The sequence below is a fragment of the Paraburkholderia sp. Cpub6 genome (assembly GCF_014201065.1).
In the GTDB taxonomy this organism is placed as follows: domain Bacteria; phylum Pseudomonadota; class Gammaproteobacteria; order Burkholderiales; family Burkholderiaceae; genus Paraburkholderia; species Paraburkholderia tuberum.
In genome coordinates this window covers 1-16,972 of the sequence record NZ_JACHDM010000032.1, presented here as the reverse complement: position 1 = coordinate 16,972, position 16,972 = coordinate 1, and the positions used below count along the sequence as shown (strand labels likewise).

17 protein-coding genes are annotated in these 16,972 nt (G+C 66.3%); 13 read left to right on the top strand and 4 right to left on the bottom strand.

The window, feature by feature from the left end:
• Position 1: 1 nt before the first annotated feature.
• The 12 genes from HDG33_RS32310 (at position 2) to HDG33_RS32255 (ending at position 11,585) form a co-directional block, all read left to right on the top strand.
• Positions 2-751, top strand: coding sequence for a HisA/HisF-related TIM barrel protein (locus HDG33_RS32310; RefSeq protein WP_184039080.1), 750 nt, complete (start codon positions 2-4; stop codon positions 749-751).
• 306 nt (positions 752-1,057) lie between these two features.
• The gene (locus tag HDG33_RS32305) at positions 1,058-2,449 is read left to right on the top strand and encodes a formylmethanofuran dehydrogenase (RefSeq protein WP_184039077.1); all 1,392 of its coding nucleotides are present in this window, start codon (positions 1,058-1,060) and stop codon (positions 2,447-2,449) included.
• A complete protein-coding gene (locus tag HDG33_RS32300; RefSeq protein WP_184039074.1) occupies positions 2,446-4,155 on the top strand; it encodes a formylmethanofuran dehydrogenase subunit A in 1,710 nt (569 codons plus the stop codon). The genes HDG33_RS32305 and HDG33_RS32300 overlap by 4 nt, the downstream gene beginning before the upstream one ends.
• A gap of 10 nt (positions 4,156-4,165) precedes the next feature.
• Entirely contained in the window at positions 4,166-5,137 is a 972-nt protein-coding gene (fhcD, locus tag HDG33_RS32295; RefSeq protein WP_184039071.1) for a formylmethanofuran--tetrahydromethanopterin N-formyltransferase, read from the top strand.
• Positions 5,134-5,970, top strand: a complete 837-nt coding sequence (locus HDG33_RS32290) for a formylmethanofuran dehydrogenase subunit C (protein ID WP_184039059.1) — start codon at positions 5,134-5,136, stop codon at positions 5,968-5,970. Before fhcD ends, HDG33_RS32290 begins: the two co-directional genes overlap by 4 nt.
• Before the next feature lie 80 nt (positions 5,971-6,050).
• Positions 6,051-6,635: a cytochrome b gene (locus tag HDG33_RS32285; protein ID WP_221311608.1), complete on the top strand. Its 585-nt coding sequence runs from the start codon at positions 6,051-6,053 to the stop codon at positions 6,633-6,635.
• Positions 6,632-7,666 (top strand): alpha/beta fold hydrolase, encoded by a 1,035-nt coding sequence (locus HDG33_RS32280; protein WP_184039057.1) that lies wholly within the window; start codon positions 6,632-6,634, stop codon positions 7,664-7,666. The genes HDG33_RS32285 and HDG33_RS32280 overlap by 4 nt, the downstream gene beginning before the upstream one ends.
• Complete coding sequence (gene pqqB, locus HDG33_RS32275) at positions 7,663-8,577, top strand: pyrroloquinoline quinone biosynthesis protein PqqB (RefSeq protein ID WP_184039055.1); 915 nt, start codon at positions 7,663-7,665, stop codon at positions 8,575-8,577. The genes HDG33_RS32280 and pqqB overlap by 4 nt, the downstream gene beginning before the upstream one ends.
• Positions 8,578-8,649: 72 nt before the next feature.
• A complete protein-coding gene (gene pqqC, locus HDG33_RS32270) occupies positions 8,650-9,408 on the top strand; it encodes a pyrroloquinoline-quinone synthase PqqC (protein ID WP_184039052.1) in 759 nt (252 codons plus the stop codon).
• Positions 9,405-9,683 (top strand): pyrroloquinoline quinone biosynthesis peptide chaperone PqqD, encoded by a 279-nt coding sequence (pqqD, locus tag HDG33_RS32265; protein ID WP_184039049.1) that lies wholly within the window; start codon positions 9,405-9,407, stop codon positions 9,681-9,683. Before pqqC ends, pqqD begins: the two co-directional genes overlap by 4 nt.
• A 4-nt stretch (positions 9,684-9,687) precedes the next feature.
• Complete coding sequence (gene pqqE, locus HDG33_RS32260; protein ID WP_184039047.1) at positions 9,688-10,926, top strand: pyrroloquinoline quinone biosynthesis protein PqqE; 1,239 nt, start codon at positions 9,688-9,690, stop codon at positions 10,924-10,926.
• Entirely contained in the window at positions 10,923-11,585 is a 663-nt protein-coding gene (locus tag HDG33_RS32255; protein ID WP_184039044.1) for a response regulator transcription factor, read from the top strand. The genes pqqE and HDG33_RS32255 overlap by 4 nt, the downstream gene beginning before the upstream one ends.
• Here HDG33_RS32255 and HDG33_RS32250 read toward each other — a convergent pair.
• A complete protein-coding gene (locus tag HDG33_RS32250; protein ID WP_184039042.1) occupies positions 11,555-12,559 on the bottom strand; it encodes a histidine kinase in 1,005 nt (334 codons plus the stop codon). The genes HDG33_RS32255 and HDG33_RS32250 overlap by 31 nt on opposite strands.
• A 180-nt stretch (positions 12,560-12,739) precedes the next feature.
• On the opposite strand from HDG33_RS32250, the gene HDG33_RS32245 reads away from it, so the two are divergent.
• The gene (locus HDG33_RS32245) at positions 12,740-15,115 is read left to right on the top strand and encodes a TonB-dependent receptor (protein WP_184039040.1); all 2,376 of its coding nucleotides are present in this window, start codon (positions 12,740-12,742) and stop codon (positions 15,113-15,115) included.
• A gap of 377 nt (positions 15,116-15,492) precedes the next feature.
• Here the strand turns inward: HDG33_RS32245 and HDG33_RS32240 are convergent, their stop codons facing one another.
• The 3 genes from HDG33_RS32240 to HDG33_RS38500 form a co-directional block, all read right to left on the bottom strand.
• Entirely contained in the window at positions 15,493-15,825 is a 333-nt protein-coding gene (locus tag HDG33_RS32240) for a hypothetical protein (RefSeq protein ID WP_184039038.1), read from the bottom strand.
• A 67-nt stretch (positions 15,826-15,892) separates the two neighbouring features.
• Complete coding sequence (locus HDG33_RS32235) at positions 15,893-16,378, bottom strand: hypothetical protein (protein WP_090809023.1); 486 nt, start codon at positions 16,376-16,378, stop codon at positions 15,893-15,895.
• Positions 16,375-16,812 carry a hypothetical protein gene (locus HDG33_RS38500; RefSeq protein ID WP_409259109.1) on the bottom strand — a complete coding sequence of 146 codons (438 nt, stop codon included), beginning with the start codon at positions 16,810-16,812 and terminating at the stop codon, positions 16,375-16,377. Before HDG33_RS38500 ends, HDG33_RS32235 begins: the two co-directional genes overlap by 4 nt.
• Positions 16,813-16,972 lie beyond the last annotated feature (160 nt).

Here is a 16,972-nt window from a genome sequence, read left to right as displayed (position 1 = left end):
TATGCAGGTGATACCTGTTCTCGATCTGCTCGACGGCCAGGTCGTACGCGCGGTACGCGGCGAGCGGAGCGCCTATCGGCCCATCCAGTCCCGCCTCGTCGCGACGAGCGACCCACTTGCCACCGCCCGCGCGCTGCTCGAAGCCAGCGGCGCGCGCACGCTCTATATCGCCGATCTCGGCGCCATCCTGCAGCGCGGCGCGCATGCTTCGACGCTCGCCGCATTGCGGGCCGCGCTGCCCGGCATCGAACTGTGGCTCGACGCGGGTTTCGCGGACTACGCGTCGATGCGCGCGCTGTTCGAGCGCATCGACGACGCCATCGATCAACACGACAGCCCTGCTGCCGGTTCCCACCTCGCGACTCTCGTGCCTGTGTTCGGCTCGGAGACGCTGCGCGATATCCACGCACTGCACGCGGCTCAGCGCGCCGGCCTTGCGCCGATCCTGTCGCTCGATCAGCGGGCGGGCGAACTGCTCGCCGCGGCCGCGCTCGACCGCTCGTCGGCATGGTGGCCGCCGCGCGTGATCGCGATGACGCTCGACCAGGTCGGCAGCTACGCCGGCCCCGATCTCGCGACGTTCGAGCGCGTGCGCGCGCAAGCCGCCGCGCACACCACGCTGATCGGCGCGGGCGGCATCCGCAATCGCGACGATCTGGCCGCCGCGGCCGGCACCGGCGCAAGCGCCTGGCTGGTGGCCTCCGCGCTGCACGATCGACAGATCGACTACGCGCATTCCGATTCCGCGTAGGCCTTCCATACAATTTCCATGCCACGCGTCCTGACAGCGCTGTCGGTAAACGCAACGCAAGCCGGACTGTTCGCGTGTGACACTCTGCTTGACACTCTGCTCCAGAACGGCACACATTTTGTATGGTGCAGCGGGCCTTTGACGCGCGCGCCGACGCAGGATCAGGCGCGCTTACCGCAGGGACCCCGCGCATGTTCATCCGCTGAATGCAAAGCAGTGCGACCGTAGGCGCGGCCCCGCTTCAACGCGGCGCTCGCCCGCCGATGCGTGTCGAAAGATCGGCATGGAGCTTGCTAAACCTGCCCCATGCATAGCCCCTCCATCGATCCATCGACCCCCGGCCCGAGCGCAACGCGCGCCGCGGCGCTCACACGCGACTGGATCTGTCCGTTCTGCCCTTTGCTGTGCGACGACCTGGCCGCCGCTGCCCATGACGACGGCACGCTCGATGTGCCGGACACCGAATGTTCGCGGCTCGCTCACGCGCTCGCGCAGTACGGCGCGACGGACGCGCAATGCGCTTGCACCGTCGATGGCGACGAAGTGGCCAAGGATGCCGCGCTGACGAGCGCCGCGCAGTTGCTCGCGAACGCGCGCCGCCCGCTATTCGGCGGCCTCGCCACCGACGTCGCCGGCATCCGCGCGCTGTATCCGCTTGCCGCCGCCTGCGGCGCGATCCTCGATCATCTGCACGGCGATGCGCTGACGCCCGCGACGCTCGCTTTGCAAGACCGCGGCTCGTTCTTTACGACGCTCTCCGAAGTGCGCGCGCGCGCCGACCTGCTGGTGTTCTTCGGCTGTCAGCCGTCGCGGCGCTATCCGCGCTTTTTCACGCGCGCGCTGGCGGGCACCGAACTCGCGCGCGAGCTGGTGTTCGTCGGCTGCGAAGCGGACCCGGCCGCGGCCGGCTTCGCGCAAACGCGCATCGACACGCTGCTGCCGAACACCGATCCGTACGACACGCTCGCGCTGTGGTCAGCGCTCGCGGAAGGACGCGACGCCGCCGCGCTGAGCCACGGCGATGGCAGCGCAGCCAACGTGGCAACCGCGCTCGCGTCGTTGCACGCACGCATCGCCGGCGCGCGCTATACGGTGGTCGTCTACGAACCGGCCGCACTGCCCGCGCCGCACGCGGCGCTGCTGATCGAAGCGCTGAACCGGATCGTGAAGGCCGTGAATCGCACGACGCGCGCGGCATGTCTCGCGCTCGGCGGCGACGACGGCGCGTTGACGGTGAATCAGACCGTCACGTGGCTGTCCGGCTTGCCGCTGCGCACGCGCGTGTCGATGCCGGCGCACGCCGCGGGCACCGCGCCGCTCGATCACGATCCGTACCGCTATCGGGCGGCTCGGCTGCTCGCCGAACGCGAAGTCGATGCGCTGCTGTGGATCGCGGGCTTCGCGCCGCACGCGTGGCCCGCGTCGCTCGATCCCGCGCTTCCCCTCATCGTGCTCGGTCATCCGGCGCTCGCCGATGCCGCCAGGGCACGCGGCGCGAACACCGTGTTCGTGCCGGTCGCGACACCGGGCGTGGATAGCGGCGGGCATCTGTTTCGCATCGACGGCACGGTCGTGATGCCGCTCACCGCCGCGCGTGGTGCCGCGCTGGAGTCGGTGGCGTCGATTGCCGCGAAGTTGAGCGGGCGATTGAGCGGGCAACTGAGCGAACGCTCGAGTACGCGCGAGGATCAGCCATGAGTCTCGTCCGGCTCAAGGGCGGCACGTTGTTCGACCCGATCCACAACGTCAACGGCGAGCGCCGCGACCTGACGTTCCGCGACGGCCGCATCGTCGACATGCCCGCCACCACGCCCGTCGATCGCGAATACGACGCGACCGGCATGATCGTGATGGCGGGCGGCATCGACCTGCATTCGCATATCGGCGGCGGCAAGACCAATCTGTCGCGCCTGCTGCTGCCCGAGGACCATCGCGCCGATGCGCGGGGCGCCCATGCGCCGCGCGAGGCCGCCTACGAAGCCGCGCGCGACGACAACGGCCGCTACCTGCGCCTGCCGTCGTGCGGCGTCTGCACGCCGGGCACGCTCGCGACCGGCTACCGCTACGCCGAAATGGGCTACACGGCCGCGTTCGAGCCGGCGATGATGCCGTCCAACGCGCGCCACACGCACCTCGAAATGGGCGACACGCCGATCATCGATCATGGCGCGTACGTGATGCTCGGCAACGACGAGCTGTTCCTGCGGATGCTCGCCGCGCGCGACGACTTCGAACGTCTGCGCGATTACGTCGGCTGGACGATCGACGCGAGCAAGGCGCTCGGCGTCAAGGTGGTGAACCCCGGCGGCATCTCGGCGTTCAAGTTCAACCAGCGCTCGCTAGACGTCGACGAGCCGCACGCGCACTACGGCATCACGCCGCGCGACGTGCTGCGCACGCTGACGCGCGCGCTGACCGAGCTGCGCGTGCCGCATCCGCTGCACGTGCACACGAGCAACCTCGGCGTGCCCGGCAACCTCGCCTCGACCATCGCGACGATGGACGCCGCCGACGGCCTGCCGATCCATCTGACGCATATCCAGTTTCACAGCTATGGCACCGAGGGTTCGCGCAAGTTTTCGTCGGGCGCGCGGCAGATTGCCGAGGCCGTGAACGCGCGGCCGAACGTGTCGATCGACGTCGGCCAGATCATCTTCGGACAGACCGTCACGGCCTCCGGCGACACGATGATGCAGTTCCGCAACGCGCCGCTCGCGCGGCCGCACAAGTGGGTGGTGGGCGATATCGAGTGCGACGCGGGTTGCGGCGTGCTGCCGTTCCGTTATCGCGAACAGAGCTACGTGAACGCGCTGCAATGGATCATCGGCCTCGAAATCTTCCTGCTCGTCGACGACCCGTGGCGCGTCGCGATGACCACCGATCATCCGAACGGCGGACCGTTCACGAGCTATCCGCATCTGATTCGCCTGCTGATGGACAAGCCGTTTCGCGATGAGCAACTGGCGAAGCTGCATCCCGAGGCGCAGGTCGCCAGCGCGCTGCCGGAGCTCAAGCGCGAATTCTCGCTGTACGAGATCGCGATCATCACGCGCGCCGGTCCCGCGCGTCTGCTCGGTCTGCGCGATCGCGGCCATCTCGGCGCGGGCGCGGCGGCGGACATCGCCGTCTATCGCGACGAGCCGGACCGCGAGCGGATGTTCACGTCGCCGGCCTATGTGTTCAAGGACGGCGAGCTGGTCGCGCGCGACGGCACGCTCGTCGCGACGCCGACGGGCGGCATCCATTTCGTCGCGCCGCAATTCGATCGCGGCATCGAGACAACGCTGCGCGCGTATAGCGACGCGAACCTCGCGAGCAACTTCGCCCACGCCGCGATCAGCGACGACGAAGCCTGCCGCTGCTGCCGCGGCGGACGACTGTTGCCCGTCGAATGTCTAACCTGACGCGTCCACGATGAACCCTCCCGCCCCGCTCGACATCAACGGCACCGCGATCGACGCGACCTTCGCCGAAGCCTTTCCGATGAAGGCGACCCGGCTCGTGATCACCGCGCACACGGCGACGTGGGCGATGCACGCGGCGAACTCGCTGGCGGGCTTCGCGACCTCGGTGATCGGTTGCGGCTGCGAGGCGGGCGTCGAGCGTGCGCTCGCGCCCACTGCCACGCCCGACGGCCGGCCCGGCGTCGCGGTGCTGTTGTTCGCGGTGTCGTCGAAGGAGCTCGCGAAGCAGATCGGGCGGCGCGTCGGCCAATGCGTGCTCACCTGCCCGAGCACGGCCGTCTACGGCGGCATCGATCCGGCCACGAGCCGCGCGCCGCTGTCGGACCCGGCGCCGCTCGGCAGCGGGCTGCGCTTTTTCGGCGACGGCTGGCAGATCGCGAAGATGATCGACGCGGGGAACGGACCCACGCGTTACTGGCGCGTGCCGGTGATGGACGGCGAGTTCGTCTGCGAAGACACGGCGGCGACGGTCAAGGCCGTCGGCGGCGGCAACCTGCTGCTGCTCGCGCGCGACCTCGGCGCCGCGCTCGCGGCCGCCGAAGCCGCGGTCGACGCGATGCGCCGGCTGCCGAACGTGATCATGCCGTTTCCCGGCGGCATCGTGCGCTCGGGCTCGAAGATCGGCTCGAAGTACGCGGGCGCGACCGCGTCGACCAACGACGCGTTCTGCCCGAGCCTGATCGGCCTCGCGCGGCGCAGCGAGTTGAGCGCGGACGTTGGCTGCGTGCTGGAGATCGTCATCGACGGTCTGACCGACGCCGACGTCGGCGCGGCGATGACGGCCGGGATCGGCGCGGCCGCCGGACTCGGCCGCGCGGCCGGCGTGCTGCGCATTTCGGCGGGCAACTACGGCGGCAAGCTCGGGCCGTACCACTTTCATCTGCACGAACTGGCGGCGGGGCTCAACGGGAGTCACGCATGAGCACGACCACGTTGCGCGTGAAGACACCACCCGGCTTTCGCGTCGATGCCGCAGCGCTGTCACCCTCGGCGCTGGCCAGCATGAGCGTGGCCGAGATCGAGCGCATCGTGCTGCCGGCCGGCAACGAGCGCTGCGTGGTCGGCGACGTCTTCGAGGTTTCGCGCGACGACGCGCCTGCGTCCGGCGACGACATGGCCACGCTGCTGATCGACGACGCCGCGCGGTGGCTGGACCGGCTCGGCGCGCAGATGGACGGCGGACGGCTCGTCGCGCGCGGCTCGGTCGGCGACTACAGCGGCTTCAGAATGAGCGGCGGCTTGCTTGAAATCGACGGCGACGCGGGGCATTTCACCGGCTGCGAAATGCGCGGCGGACGCGTGACGGTGCGCGGCGACAGCGGCGACTTCGCCGCCGGCGCACTGACGGGCGATATGGAAGGCATGAGCGGCGGCACGCTGACGATCCACGGCAACGCGGGCGCGCGGCTCGCCGACCGGATGCGCCGCGGCCTCGTACTGGTCGGCGGCAACGCGGGCGACTTCGCGGCGTCGCGGCTGGTGGCGGGGACCGTCGGCGTGGCGGGGCAACTGGGCGCGCATTATGCCTATGCAATGAGGCGTGGCACGCTGCTGCTCGCGCAACGGCCAGAGCCACTGCCGCCCCCTACTTTCACCGGCGGCGGACACGGTTTCGACGTATTCTGGGCGTTGCTCATACGCAGTCTCGCGGCCGAAATCGCGCCGTTTTCGCAGTGGCGCGCGGACCGTCTGCCGGTCCGCTTCACGGGCGACCTCGCGGTCGACGGCCGCGGTGAAATACTGATCGTCGGCTGACGCGGCGCTATGTCAGCCAGGACTGAAACGGTGTTCGGCAAAAAGAAACGTCCTGCAACGATGTTGCATGGAGACAGGGCATGAGGACAGCGGATTCTGCAAACGCGAAGCCTGATATCAACGTCAACGCAAATGCCAGCGCCGGCGGCCCGCGCTATGCCGGGCTGCTGATCGCGCTGCACTGGCTGATCGCGCTCGGCATCGTCGGGCTGCTCGCACTCGGGCTTTATATGGTCGGCTTGCCGAAGGGCTTGCCTGTCAAGGCGACGCTGATCAATCTGCACAAGTCGCTCGGACTGACGGTTTTCCTGCTGGTGCTTTTGCGCATCGTCGCGCGGCTGGTCCTTCACCGGCCTCCGCTGCCGCCGATGCCACCGTGGCAACGCGCCGCCGCGCGCACTACGCAGGGTCTTTTATATGTCGGCATGGTGGCGATGCCGCTTGCCGGGTATCTCGGCTCGTCGTTCAACACCTACGGCACGCGCTTCTGGGGCATCCTGCTGCCGAAGTGGGGCTGGGACGACGCGCATCTGCGCGCACTGTTCTTCGGCCTTCACCACGCCATCGGCTTCGCGCTGATCGTGCTGATCGTGCTGCACGTGGCGGGCGCGTTCAAGCATCAGTGGATCGATCGCGACAACCTGCTCGCGAGGATGCTGCCATGACGATGCGAAGCTTATCGCGCCACACGCAGGCAGCCGCCGCGCTCGAAGTCCATACGCTGCGCACGCGCGATGGTCATCGCGTGTGGTATGCGCTGGCCGGCGCGCGCGACGGCGTGCCGGTCGCGGTGCTGCACGGCGGCCCAGGCAGCGGCAGTCAGCCCGGCGTGCTGCGGCTGTTCGATCTGCAGCGCTTTCGCGTCGTGCTGATCGACCAGCGCGGCACCGGTGCCTCGACGCCGCACGGCAGCGTGCGCCACAACCGCACCGACTATCTGATCGCCGATCTCGAAGCGATTCGCGCGCGGCTCGGCTTCGCGCGCTGGGGCGTACTCGGCGGATCGTGGGGCGCGGCGCTCGCGCTCGCGTATGCGGGGCAGTGTCCGCAGTCGGTGACGGGCGTCGTGCTGCGCGGCCTGTTCCTGACGTCCGCGCGCGAAGTGCGCGGCTTGTTCATCGCGTCACGCAAGCGTGCGCCGCGTGCGTGGTCGAGACTGCGTGCCGCTGCTCGCTGCGAGCAGCCCGCGACACTGGCCGCGCGTTGCGGCGAGACCTTGCAATACGGCGCGAACGAAGCGCGGCAACGCGCGCTCGCGCTGGCCTGGCGCGGCTATGAAAACGCGGTGCTCGCGAGCGCATCGCCGCGAGGCGCCGCACAACGACCTGCGAACCTGCGAAACCCACGCGAATCCCAACGCCACGCGCGCAAGCTGATCGGCAAATATCGGATTCAGGCGCACTACCTCGCGCATCGCTGCTGGCTCGGCGAGACGCGTTTGCTGTCGCTCGCGCGCCGCGCGGCGGCGGCCGGGGTATCGATTGCGGCCGTGCATGGTGCGCGCGATCCGGTGTGTCCGCGCGGCAATCTGCGACGTCTGTCGCGCGCGGTTCCGTCGGCGCGCGTCGAGTCTGTGAGCGCGGCGGGTCATCTGGCGAGCGACCCCGCGCTGCATGCATGCGTCGCGCAGGCGCTCACCGCGATGTTCACTCCCACCGTCGAAGAGGGGCGCAGCAGCATGCGTCGCGCGGCATGAAGATCAAGGTACTCGGCTCGTCGGCGGGCGGCGGCTTTCCGCAGTGGAACTGCAATTGCCGCAATTGCGACGGAGTGCGTCGCGGCACGGTGAAGGCGACGCGCCGCACGCAGTCGTCGATCGCGGTCAGCGCGAACGGCGAGGACTGGCTGCTCGTCAATGCATCGCCCGATCTGCTCGCGCAGATCGCCGCGCATCCCGAACTTCAACCCGCGCGGCGCGCGCGCGACAGCGGCATCGCCGCGGTGCTCGTGATCGACGCGCAGATCGACCACGTGACCGGCCTCTTGATGCTGCGCGAACGCGACACCCCGCTGCCGCTATACGCGACCGATGCGGTCTGGCAAGACCTCCGCTCCGGCTTTCCGGTCGCGCCGATCCTGTCGCACTACTGCGGAGTCGAGCACCGCCGTATCGCGCTCGACGGCGCGCCGCTCGCCGTCGACGCGCTGCCCGGCATCCGCATCGACGCGCTGCCGCTGTCGAGCAAGGCGCCGCCGTACTCGCCGCATCGCGATGCGCCGGAGCGCGGCGACAACATCGGACTCGTGCTGACGAACCTGCAATCGGGCCGGCGCGTGTTCTACGCGCCGGGGCTCGGCGCGATCGAGCCGCACGTGCTGGCGGCGATGCGCGAGGCCGATCTGCTACTCGTCGACGGCACGCTGTGGACCGGCGACGAAATGATCCGCCTCGGCCTGTCGAAGAAGACCTCGGCGGATATGGGCCATCTGCCGCAGAGCGGCGCGGGCGGCATGATCGAAACGCTCGATTCGCTCGGCGCGAAACGCAAAGTGCTGATCCATATCAACAACACGAATCCGATCCTGATCGAAGACGGCCCCGAGCGGCGCATGCTGGGCGAGCATGGCATCGAGGTCGCGTACGACGGAATGAGCTTCGAGCTTTGAGGCGCGCAGTGAAGAGTACGGAGCGATGCGGTAACGAGGCGCGGCTGTGAATGACGATAAAACGGAGACGGCATGAACGCGAAAGACATTCAGGACACGACACCAACACGCGACGTGAGTACCACGGGAACTCAAGGCATCGACCGACCCGCCTGGAGCCGTGAAGAATTCGAGGCGCAGTTGCGCGCGAAGGGCGCCGCCTATCACATCCACCATCCGTTCAACGTGAAGATGAATAGCGGCGGCTGCTCGCGCGAGCAGATTCGCGGCTGGGTCGCGAACCGCTTCTACTACCAGATCAATATTCCGCTGAAGGATGCGGCCGTGCTGTCGAACTGTCCGGACCGCGAGACGCGCCGCCGCTGGGTGGTGCGCATTCTCGATCACGACGGCTACGATGGCGCGGAAGGCGGCATCGAAACCTGGGCGCGTCTCGCGGATGCGGTCGGCCTCACACGCGACGAACTGTGGTCGCTCGAACACGTGACGCCGGGCGTGCGCTTCGCCGTCGACGCGTATGTGAATTTCGCGCGCCGCGCGCCGTGGCAGGAAGCGGTGTGCTCGTCGCTGACCGAGATGTTCGCGCCGCAGGTGCATCGCGACCGGCTCGCGAGCTGGCCCGAGCACTATCCGTGGATCGAAGCGGAGGGCCTCGCGTACTTCCGTTCGCGCATCTCGCTCGCGCAGCGCGATGTGCAGCACGGACTCGAGGTCACGCTTGCCCATTTCACGCGACGCGATCAGCAGGAACGGGCGCTCGACATCCTGCAGTTCAAGCTCGACATTCTGTGGACCATGCTCGACGCGATCGAGAAGGCGTTTCCACAATGAACGACTCGACACGCGCCGACCCCGCCACGCCGCTCGCGATCGCGAAGCCATTTCGCCTGCAATGGGAGCCCGCGCAGAACGCGCACGTGCTGCTGTATCCCGAGGGCATGGTGAAGCTCAATCAAAGCGCGGGAGAAATCCTCAAGCGCTGCGACGGCACACGCGACATCGATACGATGATCGCCGACCTCGAACAGGCGTTCAACACGACCGGCATCGGCAGCGAGGTGCGGGCCTTCATCGCCGACGCGCATGGGCGCGGCTGGCTGGAGTAGCGCGATGACCGATCTTTCTCAAGCTGGCTCTCAACCCGGCGCGCAAGTGCAAAGCGACGCGGCCGCCGCCGTGCCGCCGCCGCTGTGGCTGCTCGCAGAGCTGACCTATCGCTGTCCGCTGCATTGCGCGTTCTGCTACAACCCGCTCGACTACACCGATCACAACCGCGAACTGACCACCGGGCAATGGCTCGACGTGCTGCGCGAGGCGCGCGCGCTCGGCGCGGTGCAGCTCGGCTTTTCGGGCGGCGAGCCGCTGGTGCGCGACGACGTCGAAGTACTCGTCGAAGAAGCGCACAGGCTCGGCTTCTACACGAACCTGATCACGTCGGGCGTCGGTCTCACCGATCAGCGCCTCGGCGATCTGAAGGCCGCCGGGCTCGATCACATCCAGTTGTCCTTCCAGGATTCGACGCAGCAGTTGAACGACTTCCTGAGCAGCACGCGCACCTTCGAGCTGAAGCAGCGCGTCGCCGTCGCGCTCAAGCGGCACGGCTTTCCGATGGTGATGAACTGCGTGCTGCATCGCTACAACCTGCCGCATGTCGACAAGATCATCGAGATGGCATTGGCCCTAGGCGCCGAATATCTGGAGCTCGCGAACACGCAGTTCTACGGCTGGGCGCGCGAGAACCAGGCGCAACTGATGCCGACGCAACAGCAGCTCGAAGAAGCCGAAGCGGTGGTCGCGCGCTATCGCCGCACGCATGGCGAGCGCTGCAAGATCTTCTTCGTCGTGCCCGACTACTTCGAGCGGCGTCCGAAGCGCTGCATGAACGGCTGGGGCGCGGTGTTCCTCGGCGTCGCGCCCGACGGCGCCGCGCTGCCGTGTCACGCGGCGCGCGGCCTGCCCGGCCTGACGCTGCCGAACGTGAAGGACATGCCGTTGCACGAGATCTGGTACGACAGCGACGCGTTCAACCGCTTTCGGGGTTTGCAATGGATGAAGGAGCCGTGCCGCAGCTGCGATGAAAAGGACCGCGACCTCGGCGGCTGCCGCTGCCAGGCCTACCTGCTGACCGGCGACGCGGCCAACGCCGACCCGGTCTGCGACAAGTCGCCGTTTCACGACACCGTGGTCAAGATCGTGCGGCACGCGGCATCCGCGACCGAGGCGACAGCAGCGGCCCGCGAACAGCCGATCCTGTTCCGCAACGACGCCAACTCACGCAAGTTCGCGGCCGCTGCCCGCGAGCCCGAGGCCGGCGGCGATAACCGGGCGTCACCCGGAGTCCAATCATGAGTGCCGACACCATCTCCGTTCTGCTCGTCGACGACCATGCGGTCGTGCGCGAAGGCTACCGGCGTCTGCTCGAACTGAATGCCGACGTCGAGGTGTGCGGCGAAGCGGGCGACGCCGCGCAGGCCTACCAGCGTTTTTGCGCGCTGCGGCCCGACGTGGTCGTGATGGATGTGTCGCTGCCGGGCGCAAGCGGCATCGAAGCGATGCGGCGCATGCTCGCGCGCGAACCGGACGCGCGTGTGCTGATCTTCAGCGTGCACGAGGAATCGATCTTCGTGCGGCGCGCGCTCGACGCGGGCGCGCTCGGCTACGTGACCAAGGCGAGCGCGCCCGACGTGCTGGTCGAAGCGGTGCGCTCGATTGCGCGGCGTGCCCGCTACCTGAGCCCGGACATCTCGCAGGCGCTCGCGCTGCGCACCGCGTTCAACGAAGGGCCGCCGGGGCGTCAGTTGTCGGCGCGCGAGTTCGAGGTGCTGCGGCTGCTCGTGCAGGGCTATACGCTGCCGAGCATCGCCGAAAAGCTGGGCTTGAGTCAGAAAACGGTGGCCAACCACCAATCGGTAATCCGGCAGAAGTTCGGCGCCGACAACGGCGTACAGCTTGCGCAGATGGCAAGCCGCCTCGGGCTTCAGTTCACGGGCTCGGCCAGCCCCGCCTGAGCGGGCACGCGCGCGCAGAACAGAAAACCGCGCTGCGGCTCGCTCGCGATGTGAAATTCGCCGCCGAGCGCCTCGACGCGTTCGCGCATGCCGATCAGCCCGAGCCCGAGCCCGCTGCGCGGCCTGGTCAGATCGGTGCCGGGGCCGTCGTCGGCCATCGTCACGACGATCTCGTCGATCTGCGTGCCGTTGTATTCGCGCGGCGCGCGCACCATGAACAGTTCGACGCGCGAGCGGCGCGCGAACTTCGACACATTCGTCAGTCCTTCCTGCACGAGCCGGTACAGCGTGATCGTCAATGCATCGCTGAGGCCGCTGAAATCCCCTTCGATCGTCATCGAGAACGACGCCTCGGGCAAGCGCTCGCGCCAGCCGTCGACGCAATGTTCGAGCGCCGTCGGCAAGCCGAATTCGTCGAGACCGATCGGCCGCAGGCGGCGGATCATGCCGCCGATCTCGCGGTACACATGCGTCGCGCTCTGCATCAGCCCAAGCGCGATGCGATGAATTTCCGGCTCGCGCTCGCCCGATAGATCGCGGATGCGCGCCGCGTCGAGCGAGATCGCGTTCAGGTATTGACCCAGCTCGTCGTGCAGCTCGCGCGCCAGATGGCGGCGCTCCAGTTCCTGCGCCTGCAGCGCCTGACTGGCAAGGCGCCGGTTGTCGGCGAGCAGCCGTTCGGCCTGTTCCTCGAGCATGCGGCGATGGCGCAGTTCGCGGCGCGCATCGCGATAGCGGCGCCACGCGAACCACGCGAGCGCGATCGACAGCACGAACAGCGCGCCCGGCAACTCGTCGAGCTGGAAGCGCTCCATGCCACGCGTGAACCGGTAGACCTTCTCGCTGAGATCGAAGGCGGCGCCGAGCACCGCCGCGAGCACGGTCACGGCGACGACCCAGCCGAGGTCGCGCCATATCGGCGACGATGGCGGCGCTCGGTCAGCGGAAGAGGAATGGATCGGTTCGCTTGACATGACGCTTGCATTCTACTCAGCGCCGGCACACGCAGCGGGTTTTGCGCGAGTTTGGGAACGCTTCCCCGGCAGATCGGGAAAAGCTCCCGCGCGGCTTACAGACGCGTATGCGAAGCTTTACACCAACGCCCAAGCAACGCGCGACACGCGTACCAATCAAGCCGGCAGGAGACAATAACGATGAGCATGCGATCACAAGCACGCCGCAAACGCCGGCTTCAGCGGCGTGCCGGCATCACCTTCTGCGTCGGCGGCGCGCTCGCCGGTCTGTCCACGAGCGTATGGGCGCAGGCGGAGCCGCCAGTCGCGGCGTCGGCGCCGGCCTCGGCGTCTTCCGCTGCCTCTTCCGGCACAGCCGACGGCAACGCCAACAGCAACACGACACCCACCACGACCCTCGCGCCGATCGTCGTCGTAGGCACCACGCCGCTGCTCGGCATCGGCACGCCGCTCACGCTGGTGCCGGCCAACGTGCAGACGGTCCACGCGGCCGATATCCAACGGCAGGGCCGCCAGACACTCAGCGACTACCTCGCGGCGAATCTGCCTAGCGTCACGATCTCCGACGCGCAGGGCAACCCGTATCAGATGAACCTGTTCTATCGCGGCTTCACCGCGTCGCCGCTGCTGGGCACGCCGCAAGGTTTGTCGGTATTCGTCGACGGCGTGCGCGTGAACGAACCGTTCGGCGACGTGGTGAACTGGGACCTGCTGCCGCAACAGGCGATCGACACGATGCAGCTGATCCCCGGCTCCAATCCGACTTTCGGCTTCAATACGCTCGGCGGCGCGCTGTCGATCACGACGAAAAACGGCAAGGACAACCCGGTCGGCGAGGCCGAAATTCAGGGCGGCTCGTGGGGACGCAAGGCCGCGCAGATCGAACAGGGCGGCACGATCGGCCAGAACCTCGACTACTACTTCACCGCCAACGCCGCGAACGACAACGGCTGGGCCGAGCAGAACGAGAGCCGCATCCGCCAGGCGTTCGGCAAGCTGCGCTATACCGACGCCGACACGACGCTGTCGTTATCGGCCGGCGGCGCGGACAACGATCTGCACGGCGCGCAAACCATTCCACGCTCGTTCCTCGGTAACCCCAGGCAACCGTACACGTATCCCGATCGGAATCAGAACAGCGCCGGCTACCTGACGCTGTCGGGCGATCATTACTTCAACGACAACGTCGAGCTGAGCGGCAACGCGTACTACCGGCACTTTCGCAATGCCAACACCAGCAGCAACGTCAACAACGACTACGGCACGATCAATCCCGACGGCACCGTCGACACGTTGCAGGCGACCAACGTACAGTCCACCGTGACGACCGACAGCTACGGCGCGAGCCTGCAACTGACGCTGCTCGGCAAGCTCGACGGCATGCAGAACCAGTTCATCGCGGGCATGGCCGTCGATGCCGCCGACTCGCGCTTCACGCAGTCGTCGCAGGACGCGACGTTTACCGATTCGCGCGCGACGGTCGGCATCGGGAATTTCGCTCAGCAGACCAACGCGAACACGCACAACACGAACTACGGCATCTACCTGACGGACACGCTTTCGCTGACGCCGCAGTGGTCGCTGACGCTGTCGGGCCGCTACAACTGGGCCGATGCGACGATCGGCGACGAATCCGGCACGCAGCCGCAGCTCGACGGCCACCATACGTTCTCGCGCTTCAATCCGGCGGTCGGCATCAACTGGAATCCGACGCCGGCGCTCACCGCCTACGCGACCTACAACGAGGGCATGCGCTCGCCGACCGCGATCGAGCTGGCCTGCGCCGATCCGAACGCGCCGTGTTCGCTGCCGAACGACTTCATCTCCGATCCGTCGTTGCAGCCGGTCATTTCGAAGACCTATGAAGTCGGCGCGCGCGGCAGGATCGGCGGCAACACGACATGGAGCGCGGCTGCCTACAGCACGACGCTCGACAACGACATCGAGTTCATCAGCAGCAACGGCGCGGGCAGTTCGCAGGGGTTTTTCCAGAACGTCGGGCACACGCGCCGGCAAGGCGTCGAACTGGCTGGGCAGACGAAGTACGGTCCGTTCACGGTGACCGGAAGCTATAGCTACGTCAATGCGACCTACCAGTCGACATGGGTCGAAAGCCGCCCCAGCAACTCGAGCGCCGACGCGAACGGCAACATCACCGTGCATCCCGGCGACCACATCCCGAGCATTCCGGCGACGACCGTCAAGCTGCGGCTCGATTACGCGGCCACCGCGAAATGGCGAATCGGCACGAATCTGACGTGGCGCGGCAGCATCTACGCGCAGGGCGACGAGAACAACCAGGACGTGAACGGCAAGATCTCCGGCTATCTGTTGATCGATATGGACACCAGCTACCAGGTGACGAAACAGTTGCAGGTGTTCGCGTCGGTGTCGAACCTGCTCGACAAGCGCTATGCGAGCTTCGGCGCGCTCGGGGAGAACTTCTTTACCGGACCGGGCAATACGTTCAACGGCACGGCGCCGGTCAACGAGCAGTTCGTCGGGCCGGGTGCGCCGAGGGGGTTCTGGGTGGGGATGAGGTATGCGTGGAAGTAGTGGTGCTTGGCGGGGCGGATCGCATGGCTTCGCTCCTTCCGCAGCCTGAGGCTTCGTCACGAGCGCAATGCCGGGGAACGCGGCGCGGATTTTGAGGAATATGTACGCCTCGTCGCGGCACCCGTAAGCCCGACGTCTGATGCCTAACGACTTCGTGCTCGCGGGATCGAGTTGATAAGCGACGTGGCCGATGCTCAGTCGTGGTGGTGCCGCTTGCCTGCGTGACCCGCCTTTAAATGGCCCCGCCGAAACGGGTCGTTCAACCCGTTTTTATCGAATAGAGGTCGCGCAGGATTTCGTTTTGCTGCTTGCGAATTGAATAATGGCAACGCGCTCCCGTGACATCGTACATATCCACGTGTGTTTTTGGCGGTTCTTCAATATTCCATATCATAAGCTAGTTTAGGGGCTAGATCGCAAGCCTTTGCCGATTCATCTTGTGCGCGCATGTACCGATCGAGCTCAGCCTTGCTCGCGCCTTTGATGCCTCGTGCGGATTTAATTGAATTCGCCAGTTTCCTGTTGTCGACTTCAAGGGATCTTGCATGATGCTCATAGCAATCAAAATCTCCAAATCCGCCACCGCCCAGGTACTGCATGCAATTCGAATCGTTGATCACCTCATCGGCAAATATCGGTCGAAAGCTGCAAAGCGCCATGACTAGCAAGAAGCACCTCCAAAATTTATTCAATGTCGATACCTCTGCCATGTCGAGCATCACCTGACGATTACCAGGAATACCGGTAATGAGGGGACGCTCAATGTCCAGTCTCTCCTTACGACAAGGACCAGGGATCGACCTTGCCACCCTCGATCACGAAATGCTTCGCGTCGGGATTCGAGGGGAATAGGCGCCAGTCCTCATCATCAGGTATCGCATCCGCAAGAATGACTAGTCGCATATCTCTCGCCAGCAAAATGACGGCATCACCGTTCTCGCCCGCCTCGATATTCAAAACAGCCGTTGGGCCATGTGTCACAAGGAGATCACGGATTCGTTCCGTTGTCACTCTCGTTCTCTCTTCAGACGCTGCGAAGTCCGAATAAGACGCAACGATCACGTGTCCCTGCTCGATGCGCCAGTCGCACTGAATATGGAGCGCCCAATCGCCCAGATACTTGATGGTTCCTCTGCCGGTCTTTACCTCCCGAAGCGGACCGAACTGTAACGTAAGCATGTCGGCCGCGTGCGCCACTCCGCTAACGTTAAGCCCGATCAAGGCGGAAAGGTGAAGTCCTACCTGCTCTTTCGTATCGATCATTCCAATTTGTCTCCAAACAGGTCCAGGGCGCGCTCCATCATGCCGTGATACTCAAGATCGTCCATCTGAATATCGTAGTGAAGGCGGCGTGCTTGATTCTTGCTTAGTCCAAGTGCTTTGACCACCGCCTTAAATTGCTTGTTCTGCGCCTGATTGTTACCGGGCCGACCATCGGCGCCGGCGAGCTGCACAGCGCCGCCGTCCGGCATGTCGGGCTGATAGACGAACGACTGAGCATTGCCGAGATTCTCCGGCACGCGCGGGCTGCTGCCATAGAGCGAGCTTGCCATGCTCGCGTCGTCCGCTTGTCGTGAGCGCCCGCGACAATCGCACGCCCATGCGGTGCCCAGGGCTACGGCCATCTCGTAACCGTTTGAATACGACTTCAGCCTATCGAACGGAAACCATTCGCCGGTTTCGATGTTCAGCGCCATTGCGGATGGCATTGGCGGAAAGTTTGAGTAGATCGAATAGGTGATACGGCAAAGCAGGCATTCTTCTTAGTCTCTAGTTCCAAGTGCAACACCTTGAATGAGGTAGGGTGTTGCGATGAAGAAGAACTACAAGCATTTGAGTGCGGAAGAACGCGCGGCG

Coding starts and splice junctions, on each gene's coding strand:
- HDG33_RS32300 (WP_184039074.1), top strand. CDS start 2,446: ATGAGTCTCGTCCGGCTCAAGGGCGGCACGTTGTTCGACCCGATCCAC.
- pqqC (WP_184039052.1), top strand. CDS start 8,650: ATGAACGCGAAAGACATTCAGGACACGACACCAACACGCGACGTGAGT.
- HDG33_RS32280 (WP_184039057.1), top strand. CDS start 6,632: ATGACGATGCGAAGCTTATCGCGCCACACGCAGGCAGCCGCCGCGCTC.
- pqqD (WP_184039049.1), top strand. CDS start 9,405: ATGAACGACTCGACACGCGCCGACCCCGCCACGCCGCTCGCGATCGCG.
- HDG33_RS32235 (WP_090809023.1), bottom strand. CDS start 16,378: ATGATCGATACGAAAGAGCAGGTAGGACTTCACCTTTCCGCCTTGATC.
- HDG33_RS32285 (WP_221311608.1), top strand. CDS start 6,051: ATGAGGACAGCGGATTCTGCAAACGCGAAGCCTGATATCAACGTCAAC.
- HDG33_RS32290 (WP_184039059.1), top strand. CDS start 5,134: ATGAGCACGACCACGTTGCGCGTGAAGACACCACCCGGCTTTCGCGTC.
- pqqB (WP_184039055.1), top strand. CDS start 7,663: ATGAAGATCAAGGTACTCGGCTCGTCGGCGGGCGGCGGCTTTCCGCAG.
- HDG33_RS38500 (WP_409259109.1), bottom strand. CDS start 16,812: ATGGCGCTGAACATCGAAACCGGCGAATGGTTTCCGTTCGATAGGCTG.
- HDG33_RS32250 (WP_184039042.1), bottom strand. CDS start 12,559: ATGTCAAGCGAACCGATCCATTCCTCTTCCGCTGACCGAGCGCCGCCA.
- HDG33_RS32310 (WP_184039080.1), top strand. CDS start 2: ATGCAGGTGATACCTGTTCTCGATCTGCTCGACGGCCAGGTCGTACGC.
- HDG33_RS32305 (WP_184039077.1), top strand. CDS start 1,058: ATGCATAGCCCCTCCATCGATCCATCGACCCCCGGCCCGAGCGCAACG.
- fhcD (WP_184039071.1), top strand. CDS start 4,166: ATGAACCCTCCCGCCCCGCTCGACATCAACGGCACCGCGATCGACGCG.
- HDG33_RS32240 (WP_184039038.1), bottom strand. CDS start 15,825: ATGGCAGAGGTATCGACATTGAATAAATTTTGGAGGTGCTTCTTGCTA.
- pqqE (WP_184039047.1), top strand. CDS start 9,688: ATGACCGATCTTTCTCAAGCTGGCTCTCAACCCGGCGCGCAAGTGCAA.
- HDG33_RS32245 (WP_184039040.1), top strand. CDS start 12,740: ATGAGCATGCGATCACAAGCACGCCGCAAACGCCGGCTTCAGCGGCGT.
- HDG33_RS32255 (WP_184039044.1), top strand. CDS start 10,923: ATGAGTGCCGACACCATCTCCGTTCTGCTCGTCGACGACCATGCGGTC.